Consider the following 15,104-nt stretch of genomic DNA (forward strand, 5'->3'; position numbering starts at 1 on the left):
CAGCATGAAATTTTTCTTAAACTTATTATTATTTATCCCTATTATATTTATTAAAGGGCAGACTGATCCTGAACCTTTTGATATTCCAAAAGTAGTTCCTCCTTCCACTGAATCATTTTTAAGGACAGAATATGGGAAGACACCATTAAATGAATACAGAGGTATGGCTTCAATTAGCATTCCTGTGTATAATCTAAAAAGCAAAGGAGTAGAGCATTCTGTAAATCTTAATTACGCAAAAATTGGAGTCAAGGTCAATGATATTCCTACAAGTGTAGGAATGAGCTGGGTGCTTGAATCCAGTGGAGTTATCAATAGAACAATATATGGACAGGCTGATGAAACAGTAGATAGCAGTAGGAGAGTGTATTTTAATGATTATCAGGTTGCTACTAATCTAGTGAATGCAAATGAAGGCTCGCCACAGGCTATCGAATTAGCATCCTATCTTAATGGTAATATAAATGATACTCAGGTCGATATTTTCAATTTTACAGTTCCCGGATATTCAGGAAGCTTTTATCTTGACAAAAATCTTAATCCTGTACTGATAACGGATGAACATTTATATAAAATCAGTACTGTAGGAAACTTTTCACAAACCTATGCTTTTGTCATTACAACAAATAAAGGGGTGAAATTTTATCTGGGAGGAGAAAATGCTGTGGAAACTACTGCTAGTAGAGAGTCTCTTAATACTTCGGGAATAACCAGTTTTTACCTGACAAAAATAGAATATCCGGATGGCAATACAATTAATTTTCAATATGAAAAGACCTATACAAAAAGTATTATATTGTCTACTACTCTATACAAATCAATAACCTTAATCGGTCCATCTGCAGGTTGTCATCCTCAAAATGAGCCAGATCCTCCAACGTCAGTGAATACTTTAAGGCTTATGAATCCGTTGAAAATATCAAAGATTACTTCAAATAATATTTCGATAAATTTCTATTACCAGGCGAATAATTTTTCATTTTATGATAAACTGACCTCCATTGATGTATTTTATAAAAATGAAAAAAGAAAAACAATAGATTTTACTTACATTGATGGATATGATAAATTTTTCCTGAATAAACTTCAAAATTATAATTATTCTCAGGGCTCAAAAACTTTTGAAAATGAATATGTGTTTACGTATGATGAAGCCAATAATGTTCCTAGGAAAGATGCTTTTTCTATAGATACTTTTGGATATAATAATGGGAAAGCAAACACAACCTCAATCCCTGATATTAACTTATTGGGAGCGAACTTTAATGTGAATTTCGGTGCTTCTAATTTTGCAGACCGAAGAGCAGACTTTAATTTTGCTAAAAAAGGGACCCTGACATCCATTACTTACCCGACAAAAGGGAGTACACATTTTGAATATGAATCACTAGGTATTAAAAAACCTACACGTGACAACAAAACAGTTGCAACAAATACAGATCCTTACTATCCTGTAATTGTTAAAGATTCAATGACTATTCACGGAAATATTGTACTGGATAATAAAATAACATTAAATTTCAATATCCATCAGGATGATCCGTCTACTATTCCTAATAATCAAGGAGCATCAAATTTAAAAGTTATTGATATTACTTCAAATCAGATATTGATTAACCAAAACTATTATCTCCCAAAAACTCAGATGGATTTTAATAAAATCATCGAGATCAATACAAATCCTAATAGTCAATATAGAATCGTTATTACATGTTTAAGACCCAATATTACGTTTGAATCATCCGTTAACGCAGATTACTATATTGGATATACAAAAGCTGAGGATCATGGTCTAAGGTTGAAGAAAATGTTTGATAAAACAGTTGAAGGTACTATTTCTAATATCAGAAGATTATATTATAGTAATTTTCAAAATATTCATAATGCGGATATCCTTCCTTTATCGAGAGCTAATTATCAAAATTTTCTTTTAGGGAATATGTATTCTGAAGGTATTTGTGACGACTCAGGATTTCCGTATAGTCTTATAAAGCTGTGTCTTACGTCTGGGATAAATAATTATTCTTTCTCAGATATTAATAATGATAATTTTTATCCTAATGTTACAATCAGTCACGGTGGTGATGATTTTGAAAAAGGAGGTGAAGTAAAGATTTTTTCTGCGCCTGAGTTTGACCAATTTGAACCATTACGAGAACCGGATGGAACTGTTATTTATACCCCGAAGAATATTGAATATATTATTGGTATGATGACGAAAAACCTTGAAAGGATTTTGTTCTATGACAAATATAATGGAACACTTCTTAAACACTATTCATTTGTTAAGAAGAATAATAATTTTTTTGCTTTAAAAATGAGTGAGAATGATTACGAAGTGAATACTACAAATAAAATATACAGCCTGGTAGGATTGGAAGTTTATACTCCTACAATGTATCCTCCAAACATAACACCGGGAACTCAGCTTTTTAATAGAATTATAGGTATGCTGCCAATAACTACTTATTCTAATACTTTAAAGAAAACCACAGAAACGGATTTTATGGAAGGTGTTCCGTTGACAGATCTTCTTAATGGTACAATAAATGTGAATGCTAAGAAAATTGTACAGACCAGCGATTATCAGTATAATAGTACTGACAAACAACTGACGGATGTTAAAGCAACTTTTTCTGATCAGTCTTTATTAGAAACGAATTATAAGTATGCTCCGGAAAAAAACAATCAATACCTAACCGGTAAAAATATGATTGGTATTCCACTTGAAACGGAAACAAAGAAAAATGGAAAGGTAATTTCTAAAACAGAAATATTATATCCATACACTCAGGCAGAAGCTGATAACAAAACAACCGGATTACCACTTCCTATTTCATCATTATCTCAAAATCTTTCCGACGGAGTGATGGAAGCTGCAATCAGTTATGATATGTATGACAATAAAGGAAATTTACTTCAATATACGACAAGAGAAGGAGTCCCTGTGGCAATCATTTGGGGGTATAACCAGACGGTCCCTATTGCGAAAGTAGAAGGAGTTACCTATTTACATTTATCCCAAAACTATCCTGATACTTTAGAAATTATTAATACTTCAGATATAGATGCAAATGCAGGAGTAAACAATGATGAAACATCTTTTTTAGCTGCTTTACAAAAATTTAGAATGAAACTTATTATAGATCGATTCCAACCACTTGTTACCACTTACAGCTATGATCCTTTAGTAGGAGTAAGAAGCATTACGCCACCATCCGGCATCAGAGAAAACTATATCTATGATTCCGCAGGCCGACTTGAAAAGGTGATTGATGTAAATGGCAAAGTGCTTAAGGAGATGAAATACAATTATAAAAACTAAACACGATCATGAAAAAACTTATAATTCCAATAGGGATTCTTCTCATGGGAACAGCCCATGCGCAGCTTACCAGCACAGAAAACTATGTCTATTCCAAGACGTATCTGTCAGATCCTACGCTTACCAATGTTAAAACCTCGGAAACGGTTCAGTATTTTGACGGACTGGGCAGACCTAAACAAATCGTTAACGTAAAAGCTTCTCCATTAGGAAAAGATGTAGTTATTCCCATTAAATACGATCAGTTCGGAAGACAGGTTCAGGAATATCTTCCTGTTCCCCAGGCAGGAACTCTCAACGGTGCTATTACCCCTGATCCATTATCAAATGTGAGCAGTACGCCTTATGGAACAGAAAAAATCTACTCTGAGAAGATTCTGGAAAACTCACCTTTAGACCGTATTTTAAGCCAGAAACAAGTGGGAACCGCATGGGATAACAAACCTGTACAATTTGGGTATGATGCCAATGCAGATGGTGAAGTTAAAAAATACACAGCCACTTTTAACTATACCACTTTTACCTCCAGTCTGACATTCTCTGGCTCCTACGGAGTAGGACAGCTGTATAAAAATACAGTTACCGATGAAGATGGCAACTCAACCATTGAGTTCAAAAACGGGCAGGGCCAGGTGGTATTAGTAAGAAAAGTAATCAGTGCTACAGAAAATGCAGATACGTATTATGTTTACAATGATTATAACCAACTCTCTTATGTGATCCCTCCCAAAGCTTCAGTAGAGGCAGATCCCAATACTGTACTTAATGATTTATGTTATCAGTATAAATATGACGGAAGAAATCGTTTAGTTGAAAAGAAACTTCCTGGCAAAGGCTGGGAATATATGGTGTATAATAAAGCTGATCAGCTTATTCTGACTCAGGATACTGAGCTTAAAGGAAAAGGACAATGGCTCTTTACCAAATATGACCAGTTTGGAAGAACCATTTATACCGGAATCACAAATAATGCAGCCAGCCGGGCATCAATGCAAAACAGTGTTAATGCCAATGCGAATTTATATGAAACCAGGACCGCTACCGCAGGACTTACCTTAAATGGTATGCCTGTATATTATACTAATCTTTCGACTCCTACCGGTGCTAGCCAGGTCTTAAGCGTTAATTATTATGATACTTATCCGGCAGGATCTCCAGCGGTTACTAACGTCTTTGCCCAGCCTCTTCTTACGGATGATCCAGCTCAGGAAAGGACAACCAAAGGACTTCTTACCGCTTCTTATGTAAAGAATATAGAAGATGACAATTGGACCAGGAATTTCCTTTGGTATGATACAAAGGGAAGAAATATCGGATCAAGAAGTCGTAATTATCTTGGAGGCTATACTGTAATTAATAATAAGCTTGACTATACCGGGGTTATTCTTCAGACCAATACCTATCATAAAAGACTGGGTACAGATACTGAAAAGATTATTGTAGAAAAATTCACCTATGATTCCCAGAACAGGCTTCTGACCCACACCCATCAGATCGGCAGTAGTCCTGTTGAATACCTGACTCAGAATAAATACAATGAACTTTCCCAGCTGGAATCTAAAAAAGTAGGTGGAATAGCTGCAGCCTCCCCGTTACAGAATATTGTTTACCAATACAATATCCGTGGCTGGATGACAAAGGTCAATGATCCGACTAATCTGAACGGGAAGCTATTTGGGTATGAGATGAAGTATAACAATCCTGTTTATACCAACACTTCAACAGGACGGTTTAATGGGAATATTGCTGAGATTGATTGGAATATTTCCAGCGCAGAGGGTTTGAAAAGATACAATTATCAGTATGATTCTTTAAACAGGGTGTTGAAAGGAGCTTATTCCCAGCCCAATGCTTCTTTAGCACAAAATAACTATTTTAATGAAGAGCTGAGCTATGATCTCAATGGGAATATTAAAACCTTAAAAAGATTTTCATGGCCTGTTTCCGGAGGAACTACCGCAGAGAAGATTGATGATCTGATTTATAATTACCAAAATGGGGACAAAAGTAATGTACTAGACAAAATTACCCTTCCTCCAGGAGTTATTAACAACCGTTCAGGATATGATGCTCTGCAGGGAACTATGGCCTATAATCTTAACGGGAATATGACCGATCATCCTGACAGAAAAATGAAGATCATTTATAATTATCTGAATCTCCCCAATAATATTGCGGTTAATGCAGGGATTATGGACAGTTCCAACACCAGCTATATCTATAGGGCAGATGGCACGAAAGTATCTAAGGTATACGATCATAACGGACCTATAGAAACCAATTACCTTGACGGCTTCCAATATGATAACAGACATGCCTATGACACTGCAGCTTCTCTTTATACCATTCCTGTATTGAAATTTGTACCTACCTCAGAAGGGTATTATGATTTTACTGAAAATAAGTATATTTACAATTACACCGATCATTTAGGAAATGTAAGAGTGAGTTACAGAAGCAATGGCAGTGGTGGAACAGAGATCATTGATGCCAACAATTATTATCCTTTTGGATTAAAACATCAGGAGGGACTGATAGTTCCTGCTCCTTTTGGAGGGGTTCCGTATAATTATAAGTATAATGGCAAGGAGCTGCAAGAGACCGGGATGTATGATTATGGTGCGAGGATGTATATGCCGGATTTGGGAAGATGGGGTGTTCAAGATTTGTTGAGTGAATTTTATTATTCTCATTCTCCCTATAATTATGTTGGTAATAACCCTATTATTAGAACAGATCCAACAGGAGCAGATTGGTACACCGATAAAGATGGTAATTACCAATATAATTCCGACCTTACTAAAGATAATGCAAATCAATTCTTTAAAGACAATAAAATTGAAGGTGCAAAATATTTTGCAGCAAATGGGACAGCTATTTCTGGGTATAATTTAGGAAAAGATAATCAGAAAATTACTTCAAGTTATAATTTAAATAATGATGGCTCGGTGACTGATAATATTTTAGGTAAAAACATTGATGCTGGTTCAACAGAAAAATTAGGAGGAACAGGTAAATCTGTGACTGCTGTGGATGATAGACCTACGGGTGATTATAATAAAAATGGGGACCAATTTAATTCCAATGATGGAAATAAATACCAATTAAATAATAATCATTGGGTTAAATTATCTGGTCAAATGGTTGATGCAAATGCTCTTCATGCTGGAGGAATGGGATCAGTTTATTCAACTTACAATTCTATTACCTTAGTAGATCGTGCCATTTATAATGATAACTTAAAAACTATTTTTGATTATACAATGGATTTAAAGGCATTAGCAACCGGTATTGGTTTATCTTCAATAGAGAAAGGAAAATTTGAAAAACCTTCTATACAAGGTGTTATAATTGGGTTTGTTTATAATTTTTATTCAGGAACTTTTAATCAATTAAATTCAATAAGAGAACATGATGAAAATGCAGAAAAAAACAGAATGCAAAATAAAAAGTAATTATGAATAGTAAAATTGTTATAAGAGCAATTATATATTTATTGAAATTTTGTGGAATTATCATAGTAATTGATATTATATATAATATTATAGTTTCTCATCAATTAAAATCAGCTAACATAATATTTGATGTTATTTTTGGTTTTCTATATTGGATATTATTTATTTTTTCTGGGGAGACTTCCAAAATAGTATTTTGAACTTTTGTTCTTCTGAGTATTCATAAATAAAAGCCTCCCTCGCTCGTGTCCACAAATATAAAACCCACTACACAAAGTCCATGACTTTGTTTTAAAAAGCCCTCGTACATCCTTATCAAAATACCATGAATCACTTTATAAACAACCTCCAGCCACCTAGAAAGTACCTCTAACCACTATAGTAAGTATCTTCAGCCACTTCATCAAGTGGCTGGAACCCCTTCGGAACAGCCTCGAACTACTTCATTAACGGCCTCCAGGCCGTTCTATAAGCCCCTTTACCCACTTATCAAAGTGGCTGGAGACCGTTAATGAACATCCTCTAGCCCCTTATATAACAGGGTATACCCCCTTACCCAAGGGGGTAGAGGGGGTTGGTGAAGGGGGTAGAAGAATATTAAAGTACCTGATAATCTCGTTTTTCAATACACGAACTTTGGGAATTAAAACAAATCGTATCAGAATATTTTAATTTCCTAACTTTGTAGTTCTCAATAACAATCAAAACAAAACTATGTCAATCACCAACGAAGATCAGATGCTCGGAATGCAAAAAGTAAGCGAAGCCGTTGCCTATACTTTGAAAAAGATGATGGATTACGCTGAACCAGGCATGACCACAAAAGATCTTGATGAGTATGGAGCCAAAATACTGGAAGGCTTCGGGGCAAAATCTGCTCCTTATCTGACGTATGGATTCCCGGGCTGGACGTGTATCAGCGTGGATAATGAATTCTGCCATGGTATTCCGACTGATCAAAGGATTTTGAAAGAAGGCGATCTCATCAATATTGACGTTTCTGCTGAACTTGGTGGATATTGGGCTGATAACGGAGGCTCATTTGTCATTGGAAAAGATATTCATGGACATCAAAAACTGGTGGAGGCATCTAAAGATATTTTAAGAAAAGCCATTGACAATATAAAAGGTGGAGTTAAAATTGCTGACATAGGACATCTAATGGAAACAGAAGCAAAGAAAAGAGGTCTTAAGGTCATTAAAAATCTTGCCGGACATGGAGTAGGAAGAAGCTTACACGAGCAGCCTGATGAATTGCTGAACTACAAAAACCGCTATGATTCCAGACGTTTTAAGAAAAACTCTGTGGTAGCTATTGAAACATTTATTTCCACTGATTCCAATCTTGCAGTAGAATTGAAAGACGGGTGGACAATGGTAGGAAATAAAGGCGGCTATATGGCTCAACACGAACATACCATTGTAATCACTGATGGAAAACCAGTCATTTTAACCGAAATGAACGAAATCCTAAATTAAAATAAATCACATCACTGCGAAAACAATCATAATCATTTTTTAAGGCACAAGAATGTTATGGTAATTCCCCTGCTGAAAATCTTTGATTTTCTTGCGCCTTAAAATATATACCAGGATAAAATCCTTAGCGCCTTAGCGTTAAAAACAAAATAATAACGTTGCTAAAATCACCAAGTTTCATCCAATCAACTTGTTGATTCCTTCTTCGCACCCTTATATTCAGCATTAAGAATAGAAAATTTGCGTTTACAATAAAATCTGCTTTTAAAGCATTTCATCGGCAGAATTAAACTCTTTTTTTTATTCTAATGATGATTAGACTTTCATTATGGGGACATGATGTTTCATTTTTATCAGATTAAAATTTTAAACAGCAGTATTCAATAGTTTCTTTGATTGAAAAAGAACGGTTTTAAATTGTTAGGCACCAAATACTTTGCTATATTTATAGGATCAAACCACCTCACAAAACTTATCTGCTATGAAAAAAGTTCTTTTAATCCTTTTGGGAATCATTATTATTCTGGCTGCTGTAGTATTGATTAAAACTTATACCTATCCGTTTAAGAAAAATAATATTGGAGCAGGCGAGGGATGGAAGCCTATAAAAAATGACTCTGCAGTCATGAGGCTTTCCGGAGGTATAAAAGTTCCAACCGTTTCTACAGGTAGTTTAGGAGAATTTGACTATGCACCGTTCGATCTGTTCAAAACCTATTTAAAAACATCCTATCCATTAGTCTACCAGAATACAGAAAATGTTGAGGTGAACCAATATGGGCTGGTGTTCAGACTTAAAGGAAGCAATCCTGCCTTGGAACCCATTTTATTTCTTTCTCATATGGATGTTGTTCCTCCCGGAGATGCTGACATTAAAAATAATGAAGAAAATATATTCCGTCCGGATGATAAACCGGCAGAACCTGTTGCAAAAGTAGCGGAAGACTGGGATTTTGCCCCTTTTTCCGGAGCTGTAGCCAATGGAAGAATCTATGGAAGAGGAGCAATAGACATGAAAGGAATGCTGTTCTCCTTAATGGAATCTATGAATTCTATGATTAAAAACAAGCAGATTCCGCAGCGTGATATTTATCTTGCTTTTGGTTTTGATGAAGAAGTAGGCGGGCAAAAAGGAGCTATTCAGATTGCAGATTATTTTAAGAAAAAAGGATTGAAGTTCGATGCTGTTTATGACGAAGGTGGATTGATTATGCGAAAAGGAAATGTCGCAGGAATCGATACAGATGTGGCTGTCGTAGGATGTGCAGAAAAAGGTTTTCTTTCTGCAAAAATAAAAGTAAAAGGACTGGGTGGACATTCTTCTATGCCTCCTATGGAAAGTGCCATTGGGAAAGCAGCTGTCATCATGCAGCGTTTGGAAGATGATCAGATGAAACCTGTGATCACTCCGTTAATCAAAGAGTTTTTTAACAATATAGGAGGTGAAATGCCTTTTACAACAAGAATGGCACTGGCCAATCAATGGCTTTTAAAACCCGTGTTGATTTCCCAGCTTACCAAAAATAATACAACCAATGCATTGGTAAGAACAACCACAGCCCTGACGATGATGAAAGGCAGTGACGGTACCAATGTTCTTTCTCCTGAAGTTGAATTTGTTGTTAATTTCAGATTACTTCCCGGAAATTCTGTAAAAGATGTGCGTGATCATATTGCCAAAGCAACTGAAGGTTTTGATGTTGAGATAGAAGAAATTGACAATACAAGAGAAGCTTCTGCAATTTCCCCAACTAATACGAAAGCTTTTAAAATCATAGAAGCCGGAGTCAAGGAAATTCACCCCGGAGCAATTGTTACCCCATATCTTACCATGGCTGGAACAGATGCCGGAAAATATGAGATTGTGAGCAAAAATGTGTACAGATTCATGCCGATTAAAATCAACAGTGCAGAACAGCAGAGTATCCACAGTACCAATGAATATCTCAGCATTGAAAACTATCTTAAAATGATCCACTACTTTGAGTACGTGATGAAGAATTATGATAAATAAATGTCAATAATGAATGATCAATTCGTTGCGCTTGTGAATTTTTTTGAGTTTCGGGTTACATGCTATATATTTCAGGTTTGTAGATAATACATTCGTTATACAGATTAGATTTCAAATCTATGATTGACCATTGACTTTGCGAAGCAAAATTGACTATTGACTAACCAATTATCCAAAATTTTTTACAAAAAATATATTGCGTCAAGTTTTGTCGCTTTACGGATATAGCTTTGTCATATCAAAATTACAGAGCTATGGAATTGCCATTTTACTTAAACTTTAACGACTTTGAAAGTAATTATTACGACAACCTTGAAAAATGGTTTGAAGAATATCATAATACCAGCGAAACAGACTATCTGAATGCTCTTGCTGAACTTTACAGTCCGTATGTCTATTATAATTTTACTGATGATATGCTAAAGCCGGATGCTTCCATTGAAGTGAAAGACTGCTTTTTTCCTTATCATGAAAAAATTGGCCTTTCTTTCTGTATTGATTATGAAAACGGAACTTCACCAGCCAATGGGATGAATCAGGTTTTTGAATTTAAGAATATTTCCATGATGGAGTATGCCCAGCATATTCTTGATAAGATCAATAAATTTTGTTCAAAAAACCCTCAAGCACTTGATGGTAATAAAAATATTCAGGATTACATTAATAACTATGCTATTGTTACGTCAATGGAAGGAGTAGGGTATTGTATCAGCTATAACCGTCATCAGAAAGCAATTCCTTTTTTAAAAGCCTACCTTCCGTATTATGGTCAGACAGTCAATATGGCGGTATACAGAGACTTTCTTTTTTCTGTTGTCCAGATTGCTGAATTCATAGATCAGAAACTGAAGACGGTACATGCATTTAAACAGACCATTTATGCCCGTTCAAAAGCAGAAGCTAAATTCAATGTGCAGTTGAGCCGACAGTTTTTGACGTTGTGCAACTAAAATTTTACACCAAACATTCATACTTAATTATATTGCGGAAAAACTTATGTTTTTCAACCAAAAATCCCGGTCAGCGATGACCGGGATTTTGTATGTGATATTATTATAGAAATATTCTTCCTGCTATTTCTTTTTATAAGGAATATTCCAGATCAGGTCTGCCGCCAGATAATGAACACCTCCATGATGAATACTTCTGCTGTCTCTGATAAGATCATCCATATATCCTACATCTACTGTAAAAGGCGAATTAGGAATTGTAAACATATAATAAGCCGCAATTCGCATTTCACGATATCCGAACGAACCCCACTGAGGATCAGGTTCGTTGAGGTGGCTGATGGAAAACAGCGCTTCTGCACTCAACGCCAGTTTCTGATTGTTTTTAGGAGATAAATTATAGGTTAATTGGCTTTTGATACGAGTTCTGAATTGAAAATCTTCCTCTACTTGATGAAAATCTGCATCAAAAAACTTTCTGAATTCCTGTCGCACCGTATTTTTTAGTTTCCATTTCTTTCCAAGGTCAAAAGTGTACGCATATCTTCCGTAAATTCTGAATTCCTGTTCCGTATTTTCCTTATCATAGGGAGCCGTACTTTCGTATTGTGGCTGCCGGCGGTAACTCAAAGCATAACTATACTGCTGGTGTGGCGCAAAGGAATGGTAAACTTCATGATTCAAGACAATAATAGCTTGTTTAGAAAATAAATTATGAGTATCCGGGGCGCTTTTTCTCCCGATTGCAACGTAGCTCAACGCTTGTTTCTTTCCCAGAGAATCCAGCTGTCGTTTCACTCCAAAGGCTCCCCAGAATGCATTATTGGCGTCACCTAATCCCGGTGGGCTGATCTGTGCTTTTAGAGATGTTCCTATGCATCCTAATAAAAATAATCCTGCAAAAATTTTCTTCGTACTCAACATAATGGATAGCTGCTTTACTGTAAATTTTAAATGACTGCGAAACCATGAGATGCTAAAAAATACCGTTGAAACGCAGAGAGAATACCTCGTGATCGCAAAATTATAAGCTTTGTTCATAGAATGTTTATTCAAAATCTTTTAATACTGTTTAAAAACATGACAAAATAAACACCTGATTTAGGATAGAATTAGGAATAAAAATATTCGATGTTTTTTTGCATTAAGATCAATTGTGGATAAAATGTTGATAACTTATGGATAACTTGAAAAAGTTATATATGCACACAATATCAAAATCGCCGCAATATTCAATATTGCGGCGATTTAAAATTTATGGAACTTGTTTGTTATGATTCTATCCTGCTTTACACATGGCATCCCAGGTCGTCCAGAAATGAGCATTGATTGCTCCGATAGGAGGATTGGTGCTGTCAGCAACAATACCTACCATTGAAGCACAGTTAGAGTTACAGCCTATCTCATTATGGCTTCCGTTCTGAGGCGGAATCTGGCGCCATGTACCGGTAGATCCACTTAGTAATTCTACCTTAATTTCAAAGATCCCTGAAAGATTAGGAGTCTGAATTTGCTTGGTCGGATTTTCACTGGAAATGGTATCGCTCCAATTTCCCTGTGAAAATGTTACCCGCCATGTAGATATCATTCTGGCAGTGTCATTCTGAGGTGAAAGATATACCCAAAATTGTGCTCCGTTTCCAAGTACTACCTGACCGGAAGAATTTGCATTTACACTTGTTGATGTCATATCGATTTGGATTTTAGATGGTTAGATTGTATTTCAAAGTAACGAAGAACAGAGACTATATGATATAGTATAAATTACCAATTATGATTTTGAGTATAAATACTTATGAAGTAGAGAATTGAATATGAATCAAGAATTTTGACAAAAAAATAAGCCTGTGCTAATGAAGCACAGGCTGTAATTTTTTTGCAGAGAGGAAGGGATTCGAACCCTCGATACAGTTACCCGTATACTACCTTTCCAGGGTAGCTCCTTCAACCACTCGGACACCTCTCTTTTTGAGATTGCAAAAATAGTGTAATTTCTTTAATATCCAAATTATTCTTGCAATTTAATCCGTAATTTCTCCACAAAGGCTTCTGGTGAAATTATCAGCAAAGCTTCCGGAGTAGCTTGGATTATCAATAAGGTGCATTGCTTTTGTAATCGCTGTTTCCGCAGTCATATCTCTTCCGCTGATTGCTCCGATCCTGGAGAAAATATTACTGTTTTCATATTTTCCGAATGAGATACCTCCTGAAATACACTGGCTTACCACTACGATTTCCGTTCCGTTATTTCTGATTTCCTGAAGTGTTTCCTGAGTTTTTGCACTGCTGAAAATCGTTCCTGAACCGAAAACCTGAAGAATAAGAACCTTCATTTTAGGGATTTCTCTGAAATGACTCAGATGCATACCTGGGAAAATTCTCCAGAATAAAATATCTTCAGAAATATGTTCATCTACATGGAATTCAACTTCAGGGTCACAACGGAAAAGGTTGTCTTTAAGAATATTCAAATGAACTCCGGATTGTCCCAAAATAGGATAGTTCGGACTTGCATAAGCATCAAAATACTCCGCAGAATATTTCAAGGTTCTGTTTCCTCTTAATAATTTATATTCAAAGTATATGGCAACCTCCTGAATCACTGCTTCATCATTCTCATAAAGACTGGCGTAATAAAGGCTGGTCAGAAGATTTTCCTTTGCATCTGTTCTCAAGTCACCAATCGGAAGCTGAGAACCGGTCATGATGACTGGCTTTCTTAATCCTTTAAGCATGAAACTTAATGCTGATGCTGTATAAGACATAGTATCTGTCCCGTGAAGAATCAGGAATCCGTCATAGTCATTATAGTTTTTAAGAATATAATTGGCGATGATCTTCCATTCTTCAGGTCCCATATCTGACGAGTCCAGTGGTTTGGCGAAAGGATGAACAAAGACTTCACACTCCATGAGCCTCATTTCAGGCATTTTTTCAAATATATTACCAAAATCAAAGGCACGGAGACTTCCGGTTTCATAATCTTTTTCCATCCCGATGGTTCCACCGGTATAGATGAGCAGGACTTTTCGCTTCATGTACTATTTTTAATTAAGAATTGGAGCCCGATTAGGGTTCATAGGTCAAAATTACGTTAATTTGCAAAGATTTGAAAATGAATGAAACGCTTAGATCAAAATTTTATAAGAATAAGATGATAATTGCAGACGTTTCATAGGGCTATTGAAAAAATAACTAAATGCGGATGAAAGACTTAGCGCAAACTTTTGAATATTTAAAACAGTTTTTAACCGAAGAAAGACTCGCGAAAATTGAACATTTCTCTCAGGAGAGTTCAGACTTTGTACTTCCGGTAGTAGAAGATGTCTACCAGTTTAGAAATGCAGCGGCAATTGTACGTTCTGTGGAAGCCTGCGGCTTTCATAAAGTGGTGGCTTTGCAGGAAGAATACAGTTTTGAACCTAATCTTCGGGTAACAAAGGGCGCAGATACCTGGGTTGAAGTAGAAAAGCTTCCCCGAAATATGGAATCCTTTCAGAGTATTAAAGACAGAGGGTACAAAATTGTGGTGGTTTCATTGGAAAATAATGCTAAAATGTTACCTGAATATGAAATTACAGAACCCATTGCTTTAGTTTTTGGAACAGAGATGGAAGGAGTATCTCAGGAAATTTTAGATTTTGCAGATGAAACGCTGGCCATTCCGATGTATGGGTTTACGAGAAGTTTCAACGTTTCTGTAGCTGCTTCAATCTGTATGTATGAATTGAAACAGAAGCTGATAAAATCTGATATTGATTACAAGCTGAATGAAGAAAAGCTTTTAAGAATGAAAATCCTTTGGGCGGTCAACTCCATGAGAAGCGGACAGCAAATTTTTGAGAAATATCTGAAAGAAAATAATATTGATTGGAAATAAT

9 protein-coding genes and 1 tRNA gene are annotated in these 15,104 nt (G+C 35.8%); 6 read left to right on the forward strand and 4 right to left on the reverse strand.

The features are described 5' to 3' along the window. The first annotated feature begins 4 nt into the window (after positions 1-4). The 5 genes from KIK00_RS19800 to KIK00_RS19820 all read left to right on the forward strand — a co-directional run bounded on the left by KIK00_RS19800 (position 5) and on the right by KIK00_RS19820 (position 11,223). Positions 5-3,325, forward strand: a complete 3,321-nt coding sequence (locus KIK00_RS19800) for a hypothetical protein (RefSeq protein ID WP_255813999.1) — start codon at positions 5-7, stop codon at positions 3,323-3,325. Between the two features lie 8 nt (positions 3,326-3,333). Next, complete coding sequence (locus tag KIK00_RS19805; RefSeq protein WP_255814000.1) at positions 3,334-6,780, forward strand: DUF6443 domain-containing protein; 3,447 nt, start codon at positions 3,334-3,336, stop codon at positions 6,778-6,780. 714 nt (positions 6,781-7,494) lie between these two features. Beyond that, on the forward strand, positions 7,495-8,259 hold the full coding sequence (map, locus tag KIK00_RS19810; RefSeq protein WP_255814001.1) for a type I methionyl aminopeptidase: 765 nt from the start codon (positions 7,495-7,497) through the stop codon (positions 8,257-8,259). A 481-nt stretch (positions 8,260-8,740) separates the two neighbouring features. Further along, positions 8,741-10,273, forward strand: a complete 1,533-nt coding sequence (locus KIK00_RS19815; protein ID WP_255814002.1) for a M20/M25/M40 family metallo-hydrolase — start codon at positions 8,741-8,743, stop codon at positions 10,271-10,273. Positions 10,274-10,527: 254 nt separating this feature from the next. Then, positions 10,528-11,223: a hypothetical protein gene (locus KIK00_RS19820; protein WP_255814003.1), complete on the forward strand. Its 696-nt coding sequence runs from the start codon at positions 10,528-10,530 to the stop codon at positions 11,221-11,223. Between the two features lie 123 nt (positions 11,224-11,346). Here the strand turns inward: KIK00_RS19820 and KIK00_RS19825 are convergent, their stop codons facing one another. The 4 genes from KIK00_RS19825 to KIK00_RS19840 all read right to left on the reverse strand — a co-directional run bounded on the left by KIK00_RS19825 (position 11,347) and on the right by KIK00_RS19840 (position 14,261). Continuing rightward, the gene (locus KIK00_RS19825; protein WP_255814004.1) at positions 11,347-12,264 is read right to left on the reverse strand and encodes a DUF2490 domain-containing protein; all 918 of its coding nucleotides are present in this window, start codon (positions 12,262-12,264) and stop codon (positions 11,347-11,349) included. Positions 12,265-12,502: 238 nt separating this feature from the next. After that, a complete protein-coding gene (locus tag KIK00_RS19830) occupies positions 12,503-12,913 on the reverse strand; it encodes a hypothetical protein (RefSeq protein ID WP_149388399.1) in 411 nt (136 codons plus the stop codon). A gap of 189 nt (positions 12,914-13,102) precedes the next feature. Continuing rightward, a tRNA-Ser gene (locus KIK00_RS19835) sits at positions 13,103-13,189 on the reverse strand. Positions 13,190-13,244: 55 nt separating this feature from the next. Then, entirely contained in the window at positions 13,245-14,261 is a 1,017-nt protein-coding gene (locus KIK00_RS19840; protein ID WP_255814005.1) for an asparaginase, read from the reverse strand. A gap of 161 nt (positions 14,262-14,422) precedes the next feature. Here KIK00_RS19840 and KIK00_RS19845 point away from each other — a divergent pair, with 161 nt between their 5' ends. Further along, entirely contained in the window at positions 14,423-15,103 is a 681-nt protein-coding gene (locus KIK00_RS19845; protein WP_370647718.1) for a TrmH family RNA methyltransferase, read from the forward strand. The last annotated feature ends 1 nt before the right edge of the window (position 15,104 follow it).

This window comes from Chryseobacterium sp. MA9, assembly GCF_024399315.1.
Taxonomy (GTDB): domain Bacteria; phylum Bacteroidota; class Bacteroidia; order Flavobacteriales; family Weeksellaceae; genus Chryseobacterium.

What these genes read in the sequence shown, in the direction of transcription:
- map (WP_255814001.1), top strand. Translation starts at nt 7,495, where the DNA reads ATGTCAATCACCAACGAAGATCAGATGCTCGGAATGCAAAAAGTAAGC.
- KIK00_RS19825 (WP_255814004.1), bottom strand. Translation starts at nt 12,264, where the DNA reads ATGAACAAAGCTTATAATTTTGCGATCACGAGGTATTCTCTCTGCGTT.
- KIK00_RS19815 (WP_255814002.1), top strand. Translation starts at nt 8,741, where the DNA reads ATGAAAAAAGTTCTTTTAATCCTTTTGGGAATCATTATTATTCTGGCT.
- KIK00_RS19820 (WP_255814003.1), top strand. Translation starts at nt 10,528, where the DNA reads ATGGAATTGCCATTTTACTTAAACTTTAACGACTTTGAAAGTAATTAT.
- KIK00_RS19830 (WP_149388399.1), bottom strand. Translation starts at nt 12,913, where the DNA reads ATGACATCAACAAGTGTAAATGCAAATTCTTCCGGTCAGGTAGTACTT.
- KIK00_RS19805 (WP_255814000.1), top strand. Translation starts at nt 3,334, where the DNA reads ATGAAAAAACTTATAATTCCAATAGGGATTCTTCTCATGGGAACAGCC.
- KIK00_RS19800 (WP_255813999.1), top strand. Translation starts at nt 5, where the DNA reads ATGAAATTTTTCTTAAACTTATTATTATTTATCCCTATTATATTTATT.
- KIK00_RS19845 (WP_370647718.1), top strand. Translation starts at nt 14,423, where the DNA reads ATGCGGATGAAAGACTTAGCGCAAACTTTTGAATATTTAAAACAGTTT.
- KIK00_RS19840 (WP_255814005.1), bottom strand. Translation starts at nt 14,261, where the DNA reads ATGAAGCGAAAAGTCCTGCTCATCTATACCGGTGGAACCATCGGGATG.